The organism is Saccharospirillum salsuginis, from assembly GCF_014651855.1.
Lineage (GTDB): Bacteria > Pseudomonadota > Gammaproteobacteria > Pseudomonadales > Natronospirillaceae > Saccharospirillum > Saccharospirillum salsuginis.
Map to the genome: position 1 here is coordinate 137,763 of NZ_BMXR01000011.1, position 18,641 is coordinate 156,403.

Here is an 18,641-nt window from a genome sequence, read left to right on the forward strand (position 1 = left end):
CGGAGTCTTGCCCCATCAAGATGAACGCAATAAGGAGTCGCCCCCCCAACCATGGATGCCATTTTTCTGGATTTCGACGGTGTGATCCGCCATTGGCGCACCGAGGCGGTCCGCGAGGCCGAAGCCGAACTGGGCTGCCCTGCCGGCTGTCTGTTCCAATGCGCCTTCGATCGGCAACGGCTGATTCCGGCGATTACCGGACGGGTCACCCATGAATGCTGGCAGAGCAAGGTACGCCAAGCCCTAGCCGCCGACTGGGGCGAAGACGCCGCGAGCCGACTGGTATCGGCCTGGCAGGCCGCGACCTGGGATCTCGATCACGCGCTGCTGTCGGACATTCGGGCAAAACGCCCGGACCGGCCCATTGTTCTGGTGACCAACGCCACCTCGTCGCTCGGCGCGGATCTGGAACGATGCGGATTGGGTGGCTACTTTGACAGTGTCGTTAATTCATCCGAGATCGGCGTGGCCAAGCCCGACGCCGGCTTCTTCGAACATGCGTTGGCTCGGGTTGGTGTCCGGGCGGACCGTTCGCTGTTCGTGGACGATTCGCGAACGAACGTGGCGGCGGCCCGGGATCTGAATTTTCAGTCCATCCATTTCGAAGATCGAGCGACCGCGTGGCCGGCCATAGTCGAGATCCTTGATCGGGGCTGATCATAGCGGCTGCGCTTCATTTGAAACCTGGAAAACAGGAGGCGATGTGTCGGTACCGACGGCTTTGCTGTACAGCAACGGTTTCAATTCGGCTGTCGAGGTGGACGGCGACCTGCCCAGCGACAAGGCACGCTTTTATCGGGACAGCGCCAAGCGCGCCGGATGGCAGTTTGTCCCTCACAACGCCGATTATTACAACGCCGATCAAATGGATAAGGCGCTGGCGGAGCTGGTTGAAAAAGCCCGTTCCGTCGGAGACCGCCCTGTCCTGATGGGGTGTTCCATGGGTGGCTTATTGTCTTTGCTGGCCCTGGAAGAACTGAATCGACCCGAAGCCAGGGCGGTCTTGATCAACCCCGTCCTGGTGCCGGATGAAACTTTGCTGGAAGACAGTTTGGGGCAGGAGGTCACCAACTACGTCACGGGTACAACTCATTTGGTCGAAGTGTCGGCCCGCAAACGGCTTGATGAATGGCTCGGTCGTGTGCCGGAGATCGTAGCTCGATGGGGCAAGGAGATCGAAGTCCACGTCGACCTGGACGATGAAGTGTTGGTCGCCCAGGCAACGGCCGAATTCTGTAACCCCTGGTGCGATGTACACGAATACCCGGGCGGCAGTCACCGTTTCGAGCATTGGGACGAATCCTGGGAGCACATTGTGCGGATATGACCTGCGCTAGCGTACCCGGACTTCCTTCGAATACCCCCACCAACGCTTCTTCACCCAGATAATAAACGCTCGCCGGCAGGACTCACACTGCACCGTGTGGACCCCAACCTCCTTGTCCGGGTAGGCGCCCGCAAACGGGGCGCTGCAAAACGGACAACGAATACCCACGGTCAATCCAAGGGGGCGGTGGCCTGGCGGGCTTCGAGGTAGGTGATCTGATCCAGCCCCGTTTCGAATTGCCGCATCATTTCGGCCTGGGTGTCCGCGTCGATGGTGGATGCCTCCAGTTGCTTGCGGAAGGCCGCTTTTAACAAGGTGGCGTCGAAGTCGACGTATTTGAGCACGTTGTGGATGGCGTCGCCGCGTTTTACGTTACTCAGACTCAACTCACCGTTGTCGTCGAAATAGACGTCCGCGCTGTCGGTGTCGCCGAACAGGTTGTGCAGGTCACCGAGGATTTCCTGGTAGGCGCCGACCATGAAAAAGCCGAGCCAGGGTTTCTCGTTCGGCTGCCAATGCGGCAACGGCAGCGTCGTCTCGATGCCCTCGCCATCGACATAGCCGTCGATACGGCCGTCCGAATCACAGGTGATGTCCTGAATCACGCCGCGCTCGGTGGGTTCCCGGTCGAGGCCGGTGATCGGCAGGATCGGGAAGATCTGATCGATGCCCCAGATATCGGGCACCGACTGGAACAGACTGAAGTTGACGAACAGCTTGGTCGCCAGTTTCTCATTCAGATCGTCGATCATCGCACGGTGGCTGCTCTTGGACGGATTCAACCGCTGGCGAATGCCCACGTTCAGCGCCCGCGCCAGTTCCTCGGCCTGGGCGCGGCCGGTAAGCGTCAGTTGCCCGAGGTTGTAGGCCTGGTGGCACTCGCTCAAAAAGTAACCCGCGTCGTGATACAGCTCGGCCAGTGAGCGACGTTTGTTGTCCAGATCCTGATAACAGGACCACAGCTCGTGCAACGCCGGTACATCGTCATCGTCCGGCTTGTGAACCTCGCCGGGCTCGGCCCGCTCTTCTTCGATCACATCGGTGATCAAAACGGCGTGGTGCGCCGTCACCGCCCGTCCGGATTCGCTGAAGATCGCCGGATGCGGCTGCCCCGACGTCTCGGCCGCTTGGCGAAAGGCATAGACAACGTTGTTGGCGTATTCCTGGGTGCTGTAGTTCATCGAACAGGCCGACCGTGAGCGGGTGCCTTCGTAGTCGACCCCCAGACCACCGCCGACGTCCACCGACGTCACAGGTGCGCCCAGTTCACGCAGTTCGACGTAGAAGCGCGCGCACTCACGCAACCCGACCTGGATGTCGCGGATGTTGGCGATCTGCGAGCCCAGATGGAAATGCAGCAACTGAAACGCCTCCAGCATATCGGCCTCGCGCAGTTTCTCGGCGACGCGCAACACCTCGGCCGCGGTCAACCCGAACTTCGATTTCTCGCCGCCGGTGTTCTGCCAGTTGCCCTTACCGATCGACGACAAACGCGCCCGCACCCCGATGCGCGGTGCCACGCCCATCTCCTGCGACAATTGCACGATCCAGTCCACCTCGCTGGCTTTCTCGACCACCAGAAACACCCGGTGCCCGAGTCGCTCGGCCTGCAGCGCCAGACGGATGAATTCCTTGTCCTTGTAGCCGTTGCAGACGATGGTGGTTTCGCCCTTGTGCGCCTCGGCCATCACGGCCAGCAATTCCGGCTTGCTGCCGGCTTCCAGTCCGATGCGTCCGTCGCACACCCGCTGCTGCCCCTCGATGATCTCTTCGACCACGCGGCGTTGCTGGTTGACCTTGATCGGGTACAGCGGCTGGTAGGCGCCCTGGTACCGTTCGTTGTCGATGGCGGCCTGAAAGGCATGCACGATGTGTGCGACCCGGTCGTGCAGGATATGCGGGAAACGCACGAGCAGGGGCAGTTGTAAGCCCTGAGCCCGGGCGGCGTCGACGATGCGGGTCAACGGAATCGACTGCGCCGGATGACGGACGGTCACCCGACCGTCGTCGCTGATCTCGAAGTACCCTTCGGACCAACGTCCGACGTTATACAATTCCATAGCATCCTGAACGGACCAATTCATCAGTATTTGGCTCCTCACCAGAGCGGTTGTCGGTTTATGACTGTGGCTGAGCAGTATTCGGTGCCTGGAACCCGCAGGTGCCCAGGGTCCGTGACCGACACCGGGCGCGCTCTTCCAGGGGCCGCTGTGAACCCGTCCATGGGCGCTTAGCTTCGACATCCATGTCTCAGATGCCCCTTCCAGAGCACCCCCGGCATCGGTCACTCAGATCTGTGGTCACTTTACTTTCCAAGTCCCTTAATCAGAACTCGCAAGGCCTTGGCTAGCCAGATCTAGCATTGTCTCTACTCAAGGCAGGTTTAGCGCTTGAGGCAAAATGCTCGTCGGGCGTTGTGGCAACCAAGGCTAGTATCCGGTGTCGGGGGGCTCTGGAGGGGACATCTGAGCCATGGACTGGTGCGCCAGCCCGGGCCTAAGTTAAGCCTACATGGATGTATTCACGGCGGTCCCCGGAAGAGCGCGCCCGGCATCGGATACGGGTTTTTGGCAATGTCCCTTGTCTGGAATGGACAAGTTTGGGGTGATTGTAGATCTTTGTTACCAGACCGCAATTGATTGATAATGGACGGCTATCCCGCGAGGGTGGAGCGTCTTTGCTACAGTGGCGACGTGAAACCCCGCTCAGTGACCAAAAGAGATCGAAACAATATGAATAAAAGTGTGATCAGCACCGACCAGGCGCCCGCCGCCATCGGCCCCTATTCCCAAGCCATCAAAATGGGCGATACCGTCTACCTGTCCGGGCAGATCCCGCTCGACCCCGAGAGCATGACGCTCGTGGAAGGCGACATCAGTGCCCAGGTTCACCAGGTGTTCAAGAACCTGACCGCCGTGTGCGAAGCCGCCGGTGGCACCTTGCAGGACATCGTCAAGTTGAACATCTTCCTGACCGACCTGTCCCACTTCGGCACCGTCAACGACATCATGACCGAGTATTTCAAGCAGCCCTATCCGGCGCGGGCCGCCATTGGCGTGGCCGAGCTGCCGAAAGGCGCCCAGGTGGAGATGGACGGCATCGTCGGTCTGGCCTGATTGTGCCGTCTCGGGTTTATTCGGTCACCGGAGCCAGGCTGGCGATGATGTCCGGCCAGGGCTTGGGTCGGCTGAAATAAAAGCCCTGAAAGTAGTGGCAACCCAGATCGCGCAGGATGTCGATCTGGGCCTGTGTCTCCACGCCCTCGGCGATCAGGGTGAGGTTCATGGCTTTGGCCATGGAGACGATTGCCTTGACGATGGACAGACTGGCCGGATGGGTCATCATGGCCGAGACGAAGGACCGGTCGATCTTGAGAATCCGCAGCGGCAGACTTTGCAGGTAAGCCAGTGAGGAATAGCCGGTCCCGAAATCGTCTAGGGCGAAGCGGATGCCGGCCTGATTCAAGGCGAGCATCTGCTGGCGGGTGCGTTCGAGGTCGTGATGCAGCAGCGTCTCGGTAATCTCGAAAATCAGCCGACCGGGGTCGGCCCCGGTCTCTTCGATGATCGTCAGTACCCGTTCGACGAAGTTCTCCTGCGCCATCTGACGTTCGCTGATGTTGATCGACAGCGCCGAGCGGTCACCCTGCTCTGCTTCACCGAGCGTCAGGCTGTATCGACAAGCCTGGCGCAACACCCAGTCACCGATCTCCACGATCAGACCGGACGATTCCGCCAGTTCCATGAAACGGTCGGGGGATAAGCGGCCTTCGGTCGGGTGTTGCCAGCGCAACAGGGCCTCAAAGCCGAACAGACCACCATCGGCGGTGTGTTTCGATTGGAGGTGCAGTTCGAATTGGTCGTCGACCAGCGCCTGCTTCAGTTCCCGCTCTCGGCGACTCTTCTCGAGAAAGCTCTGTTGCATCCGGGCGTCGAAGAAACAGAGCTGGTCCCGCCCGAATTCCTTGGATTTGTACATGGCCAGATCGGCGGACGCCAGCAGGGTGTCGATGCTGTCGTTCTGGCCCCGGAACAGGGCTATGCCGATGCTGGCGCTGACGCTGTAGGCTCGGTTGTTCAGGTCGATGGGTTCGCGGATCGAGCGGAGCAGTTTCTGTGCGAAGTGTTCGACGGATTCGGCGGCCACGCCCCGGTCTTCGGACAGTTGCCTGACCAGTACGATGAATTCGTCCCCGCCCGGTCGGGACAGGCTGTCGGAGGCGCGGCATACCTGGCGCATGCGTTCGGCCAGCTTGACCAGCAGGTTATCGCCCTGCGAATGCCCCAGGGAGTCGTTGATCTTCTTGAAGTTGTCCAGGTCGATGAACAACAGGGCGCAATAGTGTCCACTGCGTTCCGATTCGGCCTGGGCCTCCTGGATGCGGTCGGTCATCAGACGGCGATTGGCCAGGTGGGTCAGCGGGTCGTGAAACGCCAGTTGGAAGATCTGCTCCTGGGCTTCCTTGTAGGCGGTGATGTCACTGAACGAGGCGATGCAGTAGTTCACCGCGCCCGAAGCGTCGCAGACGGTGTTGATGACCGCCTGCTCGACGAACAGCTCGCCGTTTTTCCGGCGGTTCCATATCTCCCCTGTCCAAACTCCGCTGGCGTCCAGTTGATCGTACATGCGTTGATAAAAGTCCGCACCGTGCTTGCCGGAACTGAGGACCGAAGGCTTGTGGCCCAGTACTTCCTCTTCGCGATAGCCGGTAATGTCGGTAAACGCCTGGTTCACCCGGACAATTCGACGGTTCACGTCGGTGATCATGATCGCCTCGCGGGTATGAAAGGCCACGGCGGACAACTGCTGGTCGGCCAGCGTCCATTTCGCTTCGGTGATGTCCCGGATCAGGAAGATGAACCGGGGCAGGACGGGGTCGATCGGGTGCTTCACCGAGGCCCGGGCTTCATACCAGCGATTCTGTCCGTTCTGGAACAGGGGGTATTCGTGCGCACCGGACACGCCTTCATTGCTCAGGGCTTCGCGCATGGCATCGTGCCCGGCCTTGACGGCCTCCGGGGGGAGCACATCCTCCAGGCGTTTGCCGATAAAGGTCAATCGCGGATCGAAGAGCATGTCCCGGTCGGAAAAATGCGCGGCGTGAAAGACCCCGTTCCAGTCCATATCCACCACCAGATCAGGAATGGCGCCGAGCGTGGCCTTCAGTTCGGATTCGGAGCGTCGCATCTTCTCCTTCGGGCGAATGAACGCCTGAAACACCAGGGCGTGGTACAGGAACGCATAGGAGACGATTTTGAACAGATGCCCCACCAGGTTGTAGACGTCGCTGACGTTGGTGTAGAGCGTGAAATAGAGCTCGCTGAAGCCCATGGTGGCGATCGCCATGGCCAGCGATCCCACCCGATAATCCGACAGATTCGGGTGGCTGGCGGACAAGGCGATCAGCGCGATGATATTGACCAGGACAATGCCGCGCTCCGCCCAGATCTTGAACGGGGTCAGCCCGGTGTCCGGCAGAAAGGTTCTGGGCAACCACAGGGGTTCCAGCAGGATGACCAGAGTGGTCAGAAGTGCGAAGACGATTCCGATCGCCATCGCATGCCCATGTCTCAGGGGCATGGATGAGCCTTTGGTCGCGCGCTTGGGCCATACCAGATACAGCAGGACCAGTGCGACCAGCCAGCGCGCCACCAGCCAGAACACTATGGCTTTTTCAGGATGGTTCGGCGTGACGAAGTCGGGCATGCCCTGGTAGGAGAGCAGGTGGAACAGGTCCATCAGGGCTGTAGCGCTGAAGACGCCGGTCAGTGCGACCGAGCGTGAAGACCGCTCGCTTACGTCGCTGCTGAGGTTCACACCGACAATCATCACGGCCACGCCCACCGCCATGACTTCCATAATGATGTGCAACGGCAGGTATCGTTCGAGCCCGAGGGGCGGCAGGGGCCAGTCGATGAACAGCGGTGACAGCGTGATCAAACCGGCCAGAACCAGAAATACCATAGACCGGCGTCGCGTCCGGTTCAGGCGCCGTGTCGATCTCGGAGAGACGGGCTCCGCGATCTGTTTTGAATACTCCATATGTGGTACCGGGCCGCTTTGGTGTTCATTATATGAGCGGTTTCTAATTAATCCAGAGGCGGCGTCCTCGAATGGCGTATTCCGTGGCCGTGATGCGTTGAAGGGGTCGGCCGTCGGTCACCGGATGGCGACCGACGCGGGTTCAGGCGCGGATTGCGCGGAAGGGGGCGGTATGGGTCAGGAGCGGTGCTTGCGGCGTCTGGCTTTCAGGGCTTTCCGGGCATCCCGGTAGCCCTGCCAGCGTATCTGCAAGGCGGCCAGCCAACTGAGGAATTTGTGAGCGCCGCGCCGCCGAGTCAGGTATTTCGGGGGTGCTTTGGCCATAAACGCGGTTCTCCCTAATGTATGAGTATAAGAAACAGGCTTTTTGGTACTTTCTTTTCTGAACGCTTTTTCTGGTAAACTGGGCAGCCATTTAACGATTCAGCAGCCTGATGCGTCAAGCCAAGACTCCCGGCCGCCGTGGCCGCCGCCAGCGCGATTCCCAAGTTACCGAGCGATACCAGTATAGCGACTTCCTGGCCCCCAGGTACTGGGGCGCGTGGATATTCATCGGCTTCATGCACCTGATCGGCCGTTTGCCGACCCGGCTGCGCATCGGTCTGGCCCGGGGGCTGACACCGGTAGTCATGAGGGTGGCCGGCGGCCGACGCAAGGTGGCCGAGCGTAACCTGGAATTGTGCTTTCCGGAGCAGACCGAGACCGAACGGCAACGACTGCTGAAAGACACCTTTTTCGCCAACATCCTCGGCTTTCTCGAAACCGCCCGGGTCTGGGTCCGGCCCACGGAACCCCTGCGTAACCACGTTCGCTGGGAAGGGCTGGAACATCTGGACGCGGCCCGTGATGCCGGCCAGGGTGTACTGCTGGTCGGTGGTCACTTCGCCATTCTCGATCTGGCCGGTGCGTTGTTCGGGCTGATTCGCGATTACGACCTGATCTACCGCAAGCACGACAATGCCCTGCTGAATTATTTCATGACCCACTCGCGCGAGAAATGGTGCGGGGGCACCATCGCCCGCAAGGACATGCGGGGGCTGATCCGATCGCTGAAGGCCGGGCGCATTGTCTGGTACGCGCCCGATCAGGACTACGGTCGTCAGGCCAGTACCTTCGTGCCTTTTTTCGGCATTCAGACCGCGACGGTCACCATGACCAGCAAGCTCGCCAAGGTCGCGGGCGCCCGGGTGATCCCGGTTTTTTTCTACCGCGAGGCGTCCAATAAAGATTACGTTGCCCGTTTCGGAGAACCCCTGCCGATTCCCAGCGGGGATGACGTCGCCGATGCCGCCTGTTTTAATGCCTGGCTCGAAGGCTGCGTTAAGGAGCAACCGGAGCAATACCTCTGGCTGCACAAACGCTTCAAGACCCGCCCCGAGGGCGAGCCTTCGGTCTATCGTTGAGTGACATAGGAACGCCATGAAAGCCTTTGACTACCCCCGTATCGCGACCAAAATTCTCCGCAAGGTTCCCGACCGCTTCGATGCCGCTCTGGAATGGCGGCACCAGTCGCAACAGCCGGCCTTGTCAGGCCGATCCAGTCGCGAGCGGCAGCAGACCTTGTTGGCCGAAGGGGCACAGTGGACCTTCGTCAAGCAGGATGAGGACGCCAGCGGGCCGTTCGAGCGACTGACCGCAGCGCGCAAGGCCGTGGCCGGTGCCTGGCAGGCCGAGGACCGGCACCTGGTGTTGATCGCCGATACCGGCGACGACCTGGACGCCCTGGTGTCGGCCACACTGGCGGCGCTCTATGACCTGCCCACTTACAAGCAGGACGCCAAACCGTCGAACCGGCTGGAAAAGCTCACCCTGGTCGGCCCGTTCGACGAAGCCCGGTTGAATCGGCGGCTGGCGGAAGCCGAGGGCAACGCCCTGGTGCGTTTCCTGTCGACGCTGCCGGCGAATGAATTGAACGCCTGGTCCTACCGCGACCGGGTCGAGGAACTGGCCGAGAACGAAGGCTGGGAGTGCCGCGTCTACAGCTACAAGGAACTGGAGCAGATGGGCGCCGGTGCCTTCCTGGCCGTGGCCCGGGGCTCCGACGACGACGAAGCGTCGATCGTGCGCATCCAGTACCGCGGCAATCCGGACAGCACCGACAGCACCGCCCTGGTCGGCAAGGGCGTCTGTTTCGACACCGGCGGTTATAACCTGAAGACCGGCGGCTACATGTTCGGCATGAACGGCGACATGGGCGGCAGTGCCGTTGTGCTGGGCAATCTGCTGACGGCCAGCCGCCTGAAACTGCCGGTGAACCTGACCGGCTGGCTGGCGCTGGTGGAGAACCACATCGGGCCGAAGGCCTACCACGCCAATCAACTGGTCAAGGCATTGAACGGCACCACCATCGAAGTGGTCGATACCGACGCCGAAGGCCGCATGGTGCTGGCCGATACCCTGACGCTGGCGTCGCGCGAGCACCCTCTGGCCGTGTTCGACTACGCCACCCTGACCGGCAGCTGTGTCGGCGCCCTGTCGACCCGCTACTCGGGCGTGTTCACCAATCAGGACGCCTGGCTGATGCCGCTGATCCAGGCCGGCCGCGACAGCGGTGAACGCGTCTGGCCCTTCCCGCTGGACCCGGATTACGACGATCAGATCAAGAGCGAGGTCGCCGACATTCAGCAATGCAACCCGGGCAAGTCCTCGGACCACATCGACGCCGCCCGCTTCCTGAGCCGCTTCGTGGAATCCGGCGTGCGTTGGGTGCACGTCGATTTGTCCGCCGATCACCACAAGGGCGGCCTGGCGCATGTGCCGACCGAGGTGACCGGTTTCGGCGTGCGCTTGACGCAGCGGATGCTGGAGACCTTGTTGCCGTAAATTTGAGCAGGCGCATCGAGTCCACACCCGATGCTGTGCGCGACACCTGACGCAACCAGCTAAGAAAATGTCGCGCACGGCGTGCGCTCCTACGCCCAAAAGGTTTACCTCGATTGAAAATTCAGGGATCCTACGCCCTCGGTCAAAAATGTCATCACGGTGTCATCCAGACCTGATCGTACCCCCGTATTAGACCCCGAGCCCACCTGACTGGAAGATCCCCCAAATGCTGAGTAAAGAAGCCGCCGCCGTTCGTGAGTCTTTGATTGAGCATGGATTGGAAACGCCCATGGTCGATAACGGCCTGTCCCGGGCCGAGAAGCGCGAGCGCATTCAGGGGCTGATGGCCGAAGTGGCCGGCACTCTGGGTCTGGACCTGTCCGATGACAGCTTGATCGACACCCCGGCGCGCATCGCCAAGATGTACGTCGACGAGATCTTCTGTGGCCTGGACTACAACGAGTTCCCGAAGATCGCCCAGATCGAGAACAAGATGAAACTGGAAGAGATGGTCAAGGTGCGGGACATCGGCGTGCTCAGCACCTGTGAACATCACTTCGTGACCATCGACGGCATCGCCAAGATCGCCTATCTGCCGAAGGACACCATCATCGGCCTGTCCAAGATCAACCGCATCGTCCGCTTCTTCGCCCAGCGCCCCCAGGTTCAGGAACGGCTGACCCAGCAGATCATGGTGGCGTTGCAGACGCTGCTGGAGACCGACGACGTGGCCGTTCACATCGATGCGACGCACTATTGCGTCAAGGCGCGCGGGGTGATGGACGAGCAGTCGCAGACCGAGACCTTGGCCCTCGGGGGTGTGTTCAAGACCGACCCCATCCGCCGGGCCGAGTTTATGGCGTGAATCATTTGTGTGGCCGGGCAATGGTGGGCCATGCCCACCCTACGTTTGGCTTTTGTAGGGTGGGCACCGCCCACCAAATTTGAAATACCCGACCCGACGAACTCCCTTAATGCAACTTCAACCGCGGCCGGATCGCATGATTCAACCGGTCGATCAACGCCAGCAATAACACCCGTGCCACACCATGCAGCGCCATCTGGTGCTGCCGATACAGGCTGATGTACACCAGCCGTGCGATCCGCCCTTCGATCATCATGCTGCCCCGCGTCAGGTTGCCCATCAGCGAGCCGACGGTACTGAACCGGCTCAGGCTGACCAGCGACCCATGGTCCTTGTACAGGTAATCCAGCATGGGCTTGCCGGCTTTCTGCCGCAGCAGGTTCTTGTAGATGTGACTGGCCATCTGGTGCGCCGACTGGGCGCGCGGCGGCACCCAGGTGTCGCCTGGCTGCGGGCAGGCGCAGCAGTCACCCAGGGCCCAGATGCGGTCGTCGTTCGTAGTCTGCAGAGTCGGTTTGACCATCAGCTGATTGTTGCGCGCCGTTTCCAGCCCGGCCAGGTCTTTCAGGAAATGCGGCGCCCGGACCCCCGCGGCCCAGACCAGGATGTCGCCGCGAATCATCTCGCCTTCGCTGGTTTCCAGGCCCTCCTCATGACCGCGCACCACCTTGGTGTTGGTGCGCACCTTAACCCCCAGGTTGCCCAGCTCCTGGGTCACCGTACCGCTGATGCGTTCCGGCAACGCCGGCAGGATACGCGGGCCGGCCTCCAGCAGAGTCACTCTCAGGTGTTCCGGACCGATGTTGTCGAGGCCGTATTCCCGCATCACTTCCGCCGAATTGTAGAGTTCGGCCGAGAGTTCCACACCGGTGGCGCCGCCACCGACGATGACCAGATCCAGCTTGGCGTCGTCGCCGTCCGCGCGCTCCCGGTCCTGGCGCAGGAAGGCGTTCAGCATCCGCTTGTGAAAACGCTGGGCCTGCTCGGGCCGGTCCAGCATCAGGGCGTGGTCGGCGATGCCGGGAATGCCGAAATCGTTGGTGACGCTGCCGAGTGCGAAGATCAGTTGATCGTAAGGCACCTGGCGTTCGTCCAGCACGGTGTTGCCGTCTTCGTCCAGCAAGGGCGCGAGGATGACTTTGCGATCGACCCGATCGAGATCGCAGACCGTGCCGAGCGTGAATTCGAACCCGCTGCGCCGGGCGTGACCGCGGTAGTTCACCTCATCAGCACCGGCATCCAGGGAGCCCGCCGCCACCTCGTGCAACAGCGGTTTCCACAGATGGGTGTTGTTGCGATCGATCAGGGTGACGCGGGCTTTCTTCTTGCGTCCCCATTTGCGGCCCAGCCGGGTGGCCAGTTCCAGCCCGCCGGCGCCGCCGCCGATGATCACGATGCGTTCGGTCGTGGTGTTGCTCATGGTTGTAGCCCCAAGTTTCAAGTGAAGCGTGCCCCGGGTTCCCGGCCTGTCGGGTGTTCATCAGGCCTCGTAAGGTACGAACCCGTCGGTCGTATTCGTGACGGTCACCGGTGTGGCGTAGGGCACCGGCCACTGCCAGGTGGTGTCGAAATCGGTGCCCAGAATATGGGCGGCCAAGGCTCTCAGGCTGCCGGCGTGGGCGATGATCAGGTCGCCGTCTTCAGGCTGGAAGTGTCGGGCCCAACCCGCCACCCGGTTGTAGAGATCACGGGCCGATTCACCGCCCGGTGCCCGGAAATCCAGCGGAGCACGGGCCCAGCGATCAATCTCGGTGCGGTCGATGTCGTCCCAGCGTTGCCCTTCCCAGGCCCCGAAATGCAGCTCTCGCAGACCGGGGCTGACCCGGATCGGGCGGGATCCGGCCAGCACCCGGGCCAGGCTCAGACAGCGCGGCGACGGGCTGCTGACCAGGCGACGCCAGCCGGGCAGCGAAAGCCGCGCGGCCGTATCCCTTGGTGGAATCAGCAAGGGCGGATCGCTCTGGCCATAACACAGTCCGTCCGCCCGGACCCGGTCGTGACGCAGTAGAATCATGCGACGGCCAGCCAGACCAGCAGTACGGTCACTTCCTGCAATTGTTGGGCCCCGCCGAGGCAGTCACCGGTGTAACCCTGGATGCGGCGTTTGAACCAGCGCACCAGTACCGTTCGCACACACAGGGCCATCAGTGTGGCGGCCGCCAGCATCTCAAGCGGCAGGAAGGGCAAAAGGCCCAGCAGCGGCACAAAGGCCACCAGGCTGGCGGCCGGTCCGAACGCCTGCGCCAAGGGTTTGCTCTTGGAGGCCTGTTGGGAATCGGCATAGGGCAGCGTCCACAGGGTGGAGATGGCCCAGAAACGGCTCCAGCCGTGGATAAAGGGTAACAAAAGCCAGGCACTGACGTCCCGGGTCAACAGCTCGGTCAGCACCTGCCAGCGCAGCACTACGGTGATGAACAGGGCCGCCGCACCATAGGTGCCCAGGCGGCTGTCCTTCATGATGGCCAGCACCCGGTCGCGGGTGAAACCGCCGCCGAAGCCGTCGAACAGATCGGCCAGCCCGTCCTCGTGAAAGGCGCCGGTCAGCAGCAGGGACACACCCAGAGCCACCGCAGTGGCGACAGCCGGTGGCCACCAGAGTGCGCCCAGGCTGTAAACAGCCGCGAGCATCAACCCGAGCAGCACCCCCACCCAACTGAAATAACGGCTGCCCAGATTCAGGTAGCGATCGTTGAACCGCACGCCCCTGGGGGCGGGCAGGCGGGTGAAGAAGACCCAGCTGTTGAAGAAGGCGTGCCATTGATCGCGAACCAAGAACACCGCTCCTCAGGTCCGGTTGGACACGCCGGCGCTGTCGAAGCTCGCCATCTCGTTGAAAAAGGCCACGGCCGATTGCACCAACGGCCAGGCCAGCACCGCGCCGGTGCCTTCGCCCAGGCGCAGGTCCAGGTGCAACAGGGGCGAAACGCCGAGGCGCTCCAGCATCAACTGGTGGCCATGTTCGTTCGACAGATGGCTGAACACGGCATAGTCCAGCACCTCGGGTTGGTCCCGCCACAGGGTCAGCAGGGCCGCCGTCGCCAGGAAACCGTCGACGATGAATAATTGCCCGACCTCGGCGGTCGCGGCCATGGCCCCGGCCATCATCGCCAGTTCCAGACCGCCCAGGTGGCGCATGATGGCCGCGCCGTCGACCAGATTCGGGCGGTGCAGGAGGAGGGCCTGCTCGACAACCCGGGACTTGTGGACCAGCAGGTTGGCGTCCGCCCCGGTGCCGTCTCCGACACAGAGTTCGGCGGGCAGATCCAGGCAGGCCGCCATCAGGGCGGCTCCGGCGGTGGTGTTGCCGATGCCCATCTCCCCGAAACTCAGGATGGGTGTTCCCTCGGCCAATTGCAGGCGAGCGAGTTCACCGCCCTGGTTCAGGGCCTGATCCAGTTCCTCGCTGGACATCGCCGGCTCCTGGCTGATGTCCCCGCTGCCGTCGCGTACGCGGGCATCGATGAACGACGGATGGGGCGGCAGCGGTTCGCCGCGTATGCCGGCATCGATCACGGTCAGGTCAACATTGTGCTGACGGCAGAAAACATTGATCGCCGCACCGCCGCTCATGAAGTTCAACACCATTTGACGGGTGACTTCGGACGGATAGGGGCTCACGCCCTGGGCGCAGACACCGTGGTCGGCCGCGAACACCAGATGGCTGAGTTTTTCCAGCGAAGGGGAAAGACTGCGCTGGACCCGGGCGATCTGGGCGGCCAGATGCTCCAATTGACCGAGTGAGCCCGGTGGCTTGGTTTTCTGGTCCAGCTTCTGCTGAATGCTCGCATCCAGCGGTGGCGATACGGATTTGATGTCGTAATGATAAGGCATCCCGGTTTCCTGTCTGAACGTTCCTGGGTTATTTCAACCGTTGCGGCAGCCCGGCGACCACGAAGGTGACCCGGTCCACCCGTTGCGCGATGTCCTGGTGCAGCCAGCCGGCTTCGTCAACGAAGCGACGACTGAGCACGCCCATCGGCACAATACCCTGGCCCACCTCGTTGCTGACCAGAATCAGGTCGGCGCGGCTGTCGGTCAGTCGGTCGAGCAGTGCCTGGCGCTGGGCCTGCCAGCGGTTCGGTTCGGCTTCGATCCAGTTGCCGAGCCAGAGTGTCAGGCAGTCGACCAGAATCGTTCGGCCGACCTGGTCGAGGCGTGTCATTTCCCCGGCCAGATCGTGTGGGCATTCATGGGTGGTGAACCGCTCGGAGCGTTGCGACCGGTGATGGCGAATGCGCTCGGTCATTTCCGCGTCCGCGGCCTCGGCCGTGGCAATGTAGTGGAGTGGGTCGGCTTGCGCCAGAGCGAGTTGCTCCGCGAAGCGGGATTTGCCGGATCGGGCTCCGCCCAACACCAGGTGCACGGCCATACAGGGTTCCTTCGAATTCGCCACCCGGGACGTTATCGGATTGGACCGCGAATGTCGACTGACACCGGATGGGTGACCCGGATCATTGAAATTAACCGGGCCTGTCCTAAAGTTGACCCGAACACTGCTATTGAACGATCAACACCCGGCTGCGGCTGGCAACATCGTAGGCGCAGTCGTCGAATCGAATCCGCCTTGGGCGGAAGACCTTTTGACCGGAAGAGGAGAAAGGAAGATGACACAGCTACTGCAACGCCTGATGGTCGCCCTGTTTGTCGCCGGACTGTCCGTGAGCGCCCTGGCCCAGGACATCTGGACCGGGGGTGTTGGTATGGAAGAGCGTGAATTCGCACCCGACCGGAACACACGCATTCAGTTCTTCGTCGATGGCGGCTCCTATCTCGCCGACCTTCACTATGTCCTGTACGACGAGCAGGGCATGCGCATGCACGAAGGCACGGCCGACGGCCCCTGGCTGCTGGTCGACCTGCCGGCCGGCACCTACAGCATCAAAGCCACCCGCGACGAGACCGGTGAAACCCAAAGCACCCGGTTTTTCCGTGAAGGCGGGCGCAAGACCGTGATCGGGCTGAAATTCGATCGATAGCGATCAATAACTCTAACCTGTAGGGCGGAAGAGCCCCAGGCGATATCCGCCGTTCCAAAGGAGGCATGGGTACATCCATTGCCGCCATCGAACAACGGCCGATATCGCTCCACTCTTCGGCCCTACGCGATTTTTTTAAACCGGCACGTCCGCCAGATTCCCCTTCGACTCCAGCCACGCCTTCCGGTCCGAAGACCGCTTCTTGGCCAACAGCATGTCCATCATTTCGTTAGTCAGCTCGGCGTCGTCGATGCGCAGTTGCACCAGCCGGCGGGTGTTCGGGTCCATGGTGGTCTCGCGCAGTTGCATCGGGTTCATTTCACCCAGACCCTTGAAGCGGGTGACCTGCACCTTGCCTTTCTTTTTCTCGGCCTTGATGCGGTCGAGCACGCCGTCCTTCTCGTCGTTGTCCAGCGCGTAGTAGATTTCCTTGCCGACATCGATGCGGTACAGCGGCGGCATGGCGACGTGGACGTGGCCGTTGTCGACCAGGGCGCGGAAATGCTTGACGAAGAGGGCGCACAGCAGGGTGCAGATGTGCAGGCCGTCCGAGTCGGCATCGGCCAGGATGCAGATCTTGCCGTAACGCAGCCCCTCGAGGTTGTCGGTGTCCGGGTCGACACCGAGTGCCACGGCGATGTCGTGCACTTCCTGGCTGGCGAGCAGTTCTGCGCTGTCGACTTCCCAGGTGTTCAGAATTTTGCCGCGCAACGGCATGATCGCCTGGAAAGTCCGGTCCCGGGCCTGTTTGGCGGAGCCACCGGCCGAGTCCCCCTCCACCAGGAACAGCTCGCCGCGCATGGCCTCGACGCCGGAGCAGTCGGCAAGCTTGCCGGGCAGGGCCGGCCCCTGGGTGACGCGCTTGCGCGCCACCTTCTTGGCCTGCTTCAGACGGCGCTGGGCGTTGGACACGGCCAGTTCGGCAATCTGGTCGGCCAGGTCGGTGTGCTGGTTCAGCCAGAGCGCGAAGGCATCCTTGACGACACCGGAGATAAAAGCCGACGCCTGACGGGACGACAGGCGTTCCTTGGTCTGGCCGGAGAATTGCGGGTCGCGCATCTTGAACGACAGCACGTAATGGCACTTCTCCCAGACGTCCTCCGGGCTCAATTTAACACCACGTGGCAGCAGGTTGCGGTATTCGCAGAACTCGCGCAACGCTTCCAGCAGACCCTGGCGCAGGCCGTTGACGTGGGTACCGCCGAGCGCCGTCGGAATCAGGTTGACGTAGCTTTCCTGCACGCCCTCGCCGCCATCGGGCAGCCATTGAACAGCCCAATCGACGGCTTCGTCTTCACTGGTAAAGCTGCCGGTGAACGGCTCGGCCGGCAGCGGGTCGTACACCGCCGTGGCGGAACAGAGGTAATCGCGCAGGCCGTCTTCGTAGTACCAGGTATCGGTCTCGTCTTTCTCTTCGTTGAAGAAGGTGACTTTCAGGCCGGGGCAGAGTACGGCTTTGGCGCGCAGTACGTGACGCAGGCGGCTGACCAGGAACTTGCCGCTGTCGAAATATTGGGCATCCGGCATGAAGCGGACCGTCGTGCCCGAATCCCGCTTGGCACAGGTGCCGATCTCCTCCAGGTCGGAGGCTTTTTCGCCACCGGCGAAGCCCATGCGATAGATCTTGCCGTCGCGTTTGACGGTGACTTCCAGCAAGGTCGACAGGGCGTTGACCACCGAGACGCCCACGCCGTGCAAACCGCCGGAGAACTGGTAGTTCTTGCCGGAGAACTTACCGCCGGCGTGCAGCCGGGTCAGGATCAGCTCGATGCCGGGCACCCCGTGCTCGGGGTGGATATCCACCGGCATACCGCGGCCGTTATCGGCGACCGACAGAGAGCCGTCGGCGTAGAGTACGATTTCGATGCTGTCGGCGTAGCCGCCGATGGCTTCGTCGACGGAGTTGTCGATGACTTCCTGCGCCAGGTGGTTGGGGCGGGTGGTGTCGGTGTACATGCCCGGGCGCTTGCGCACCGGGTCCAAGCCCATCAAGACTTCAATGGCATCGGCGGAATAGGTACTCATGCTCGGAGTTGCCTCGTTGAACGGGCCGGTGTCACGCGGCCACGGGTAAACACAATCAGCGGGTTAGGATACTGGCTAACAACCGCCGCCGTCGAGTTTCACCCGTAAATTCAGGGGGTTATCCCTTTTTGAGCGGTGGTCTGTTGTGCCTGTGGGTTAATTGGTGCCTCGGTTGTTGGGGGCTCGGTTAGGTTTTTTGCCGATGGTTCGTACCGGGTGGAGGGGTAGGCCTCCTCGGGGTCGCCGTAAATACCTCCCTGTAGGCTAGGCGGCAGCATCCCTGCTGCCGACTACCCCGATGAGGCCTACCCCTCCACCCGGCACTTGAATCCGGTGCCGCATTACTATCCGTTTTCCCAGGATTGAATGGCTCCGTAGGGTGGGCACTGCCCACCTTGGAAGAATAACCAACCACTGAAGTATCCATTGAATCCAAGAGTCAGCGCTAATGGATGTACTGGAGGTAACATTTCACCGGATGGTGGGCGGTGAGGCTGTGAAAGTATCCCTTCTTTAAGGTTAAAATCACGGCTTGCTATTCAAAAGGAGCTTTCCAGTGCCTGCCCGCCGCTACAAAACCGGC

Annotated in this window: 16 protein-coding genes; 7 read left to right on the top strand and 9 right to left on the bottom strand. The window is 61.8% G+C overall.

Going from position 1 to position 18,641, the window contains the following annotated elements; all coding sequences use genetic code 11:
* The first annotated feature begins 51 nt into the window (after positions 1 to 51).
* Both IE111_RS19600 and IE111_RS19605 read left to right on the top strand, forming a co-directional pair.
* Positions 52 to 657 (top strand): HAD family hydrolase, encoded by a 606-nt coding sequence (locus IE111_RS19600; protein ID WP_189611983.1) that lies wholly within the window; start codon positions 52 to 54, stop codon positions 655 to 657.
* A 46-nt stretch (positions 658 to 703) separates the two neighbouring features.
* On the top strand, positions 704 to 1,327 hold the full coding sequence (locus IE111_RS19605; protein WP_189611984.1) for a YqiA/YcfP family alpha/beta fold hydrolase: 624 nt from the start codon (positions 704 to 706) through the stop codon (positions 1,325 to 1,327).
* A gap of 170 nt (positions 1,328 to 1,497) precedes the next feature.
* Here IE111_RS19605 and speA read toward each other — a convergent pair whose 3' ends face one another.
* Positions 1,498 to 3,411: a biosynthetic arginine decarboxylase gene (gene speA, locus IE111_RS19610; RefSeq protein WP_189611985.1), complete on the bottom strand. Its 1,914-nt coding sequence runs from the start codon at positions 3,409 to 3,411 to the stop codon at positions 1,498 to 1,500.
* A gap of 648 nt (positions 3,412 to 4,059) precedes the next feature.
* Between speA and ridA the strand changes: the two genes are divergently transcribed.
* Complete coding sequence (gene ridA, locus IE111_RS19615) at positions 4,060 to 4,443, top strand: deaminase RidA (RefSeq protein WP_189611986.1); 384 nt, start codon at positions 4,060 to 4,062, stop codon at positions 4,441 to 4,443.
* Positions 4,444 to 4,459: 16 nt separating this feature from the next.
* Here ridA and IE111_RS19620 read toward each other — a convergent pair whose 3' ends face one another.
* Both IE111_RS19620 and IE111_RS19625 read right to left on the bottom strand, forming a co-directional pair.
* Positions 4,460 to 7,291 carry a bifunctional diguanylate cyclase/phosphodiesterase gene (locus IE111_RS19620; RefSeq protein WP_189611988.1) on the bottom strand — a complete coding sequence of 944 codons (2,832 nt, stop codon included), beginning with the start codon at positions 7,289 to 7,291 and terminating at the stop codon, positions 4,460 to 4,462.
* Positions 7,292 to 7,546: 255 nt separating this feature from the next.
* Positions 7,547 to 7,693, bottom strand: coding sequence for a hypothetical protein (locus IE111_RS19625; RefSeq protein ID WP_189611990.1), 147 nt, complete (start codon positions 7,691 to 7,693; stop codon positions 7,547 to 7,549).
* Positions 7,694 to 7,803: 110 nt separating this feature from the next.
* Here IE111_RS19625 and lpxL point away from each other — a divergent pair, with 110 nt between their 5' ends.
* From lpxL to folE, 3 genes are all read left to right on the top strand, one after another.
* The gene (lpxL, locus tag IE111_RS19630; RefSeq protein WP_189611993.1) at positions 7,804 to 8,772 is read left to right on the top strand and encodes an LpxL/LpxP family Kdo(2)-lipid IV(A) lauroyl/palmitoleoyl acyltransferase; all 969 of its coding nucleotides are present in this window, start codon (positions 7,804 to 7,806) and stop codon (positions 8,770 to 8,772) included.
* Positions 8,773 to 8,788: 16 nt separating this feature from the next.
* Positions 8,789 to 10,192, top strand: coding sequence for a M17 family metallopeptidase (locus IE111_RS19635; RefSeq protein ID WP_189611994.1), 1,404 nt, complete (start codon positions 8,789 to 8,791; stop codon positions 10,190 to 10,192).
* A 226-nt stretch (positions 10,193 to 10,418) separates the two neighbouring features.
* A complete protein-coding gene (folE, locus tag IE111_RS19640; RefSeq protein ID WP_189611996.1) occupies positions 10,419 to 11,057 on the top strand; it encodes a GTP cyclohydrolase I FolE in 639 nt (212 codons plus the stop codon).
* 106 nt (positions 11,058 to 11,163) lie between these two features.
* On the opposite strand, the gene IE111_RS19645 is transcribed toward folE, so the two are convergent.
* The 5 genes from IE111_RS19645 to cobU are packed head-to-tail and all read right to left on the bottom strand — an operon-like array spanning position 11,164 to position 15,426.
* Positions 11,164 to 12,477: an NAD(P)/FAD-dependent oxidoreductase gene (locus IE111_RS19645; protein WP_189611998.1), complete on the bottom strand. Its 1,314-nt coding sequence runs from the start codon at positions 12,475 to 12,477 to the stop codon at positions 11,164 to 11,166.
* A 60-nt stretch (positions 12,478 to 12,537) separates the two neighbouring features.
* Positions 12,538 to 13,071, bottom strand: coding sequence for a histidine phosphatase family protein (locus IE111_RS19650; RefSeq protein ID WP_189612000.1), 534 nt, complete (start codon positions 13,069 to 13,071; stop codon positions 12,538 to 12,540).
* Positions 13,068 to 13,829 (bottom strand): adenosylcobinamide-GDP ribazoletransferase, encoded by a 762-nt coding sequence (locus tag IE111_RS19655; protein WP_189612001.1) that lies wholly within the window; start codon positions 13,827 to 13,829, stop codon positions 13,068 to 13,070. Before IE111_RS19655 ends, IE111_RS19650 begins: the two co-directional genes overlap by 4 nt.
* A gap of 12 nt (positions 13,830 to 13,841) precedes the next feature.
* Entirely contained in the window at positions 13,842 to 14,888 is a 1,047-nt protein-coding gene (gene cobT / locus IE111_RS19660) for a nicotinate-nucleotide--dimethylbenzimidazole phosphoribosyltransferase (RefSeq protein ID WP_189612003.1), read from the bottom strand.
* A 28-nt stretch (positions 14,889 to 14,916) separates the two neighbouring features.
* On the bottom strand, positions 14,917 to 15,426 hold the full coding sequence (cobU, locus tag IE111_RS19665) for a bifunctional adenosylcobinamide kinase/adenosylcobinamide-phosphate guanylyltransferase (protein WP_189612005.1): 510 nt from the start codon (positions 15,424 to 15,426) through the stop codon (positions 14,917 to 14,919).
* A gap of 235 nt (positions 15,427 to 15,661) precedes the next feature.
* Between cobU and IE111_RS19670 the strand changes: the two genes are divergently transcribed.
* Positions 15,662 to 16,033 (top strand): hypothetical protein, encoded by a 372-nt coding sequence (locus IE111_RS19670; protein WP_189612007.1) that lies wholly within the window; start codon positions 15,662 to 15,664, stop codon positions 16,031 to 16,033.
* 135 nt (positions 16,034 to 16,168) lie between these two features.
* On the opposite strand, the gene parE is transcribed toward IE111_RS19670, so the two are convergent.
* A complete protein-coding gene (gene parE / locus IE111_RS19675) occupies positions 16,169 to 18,058 on the bottom strand; it encodes a DNA topoisomerase IV subunit B (protein WP_189612008.1) in 1,890 nt (629 codons plus the stop codon).
* Positions 18,059 to 18,641 lie beyond the last annotated feature (583 nt).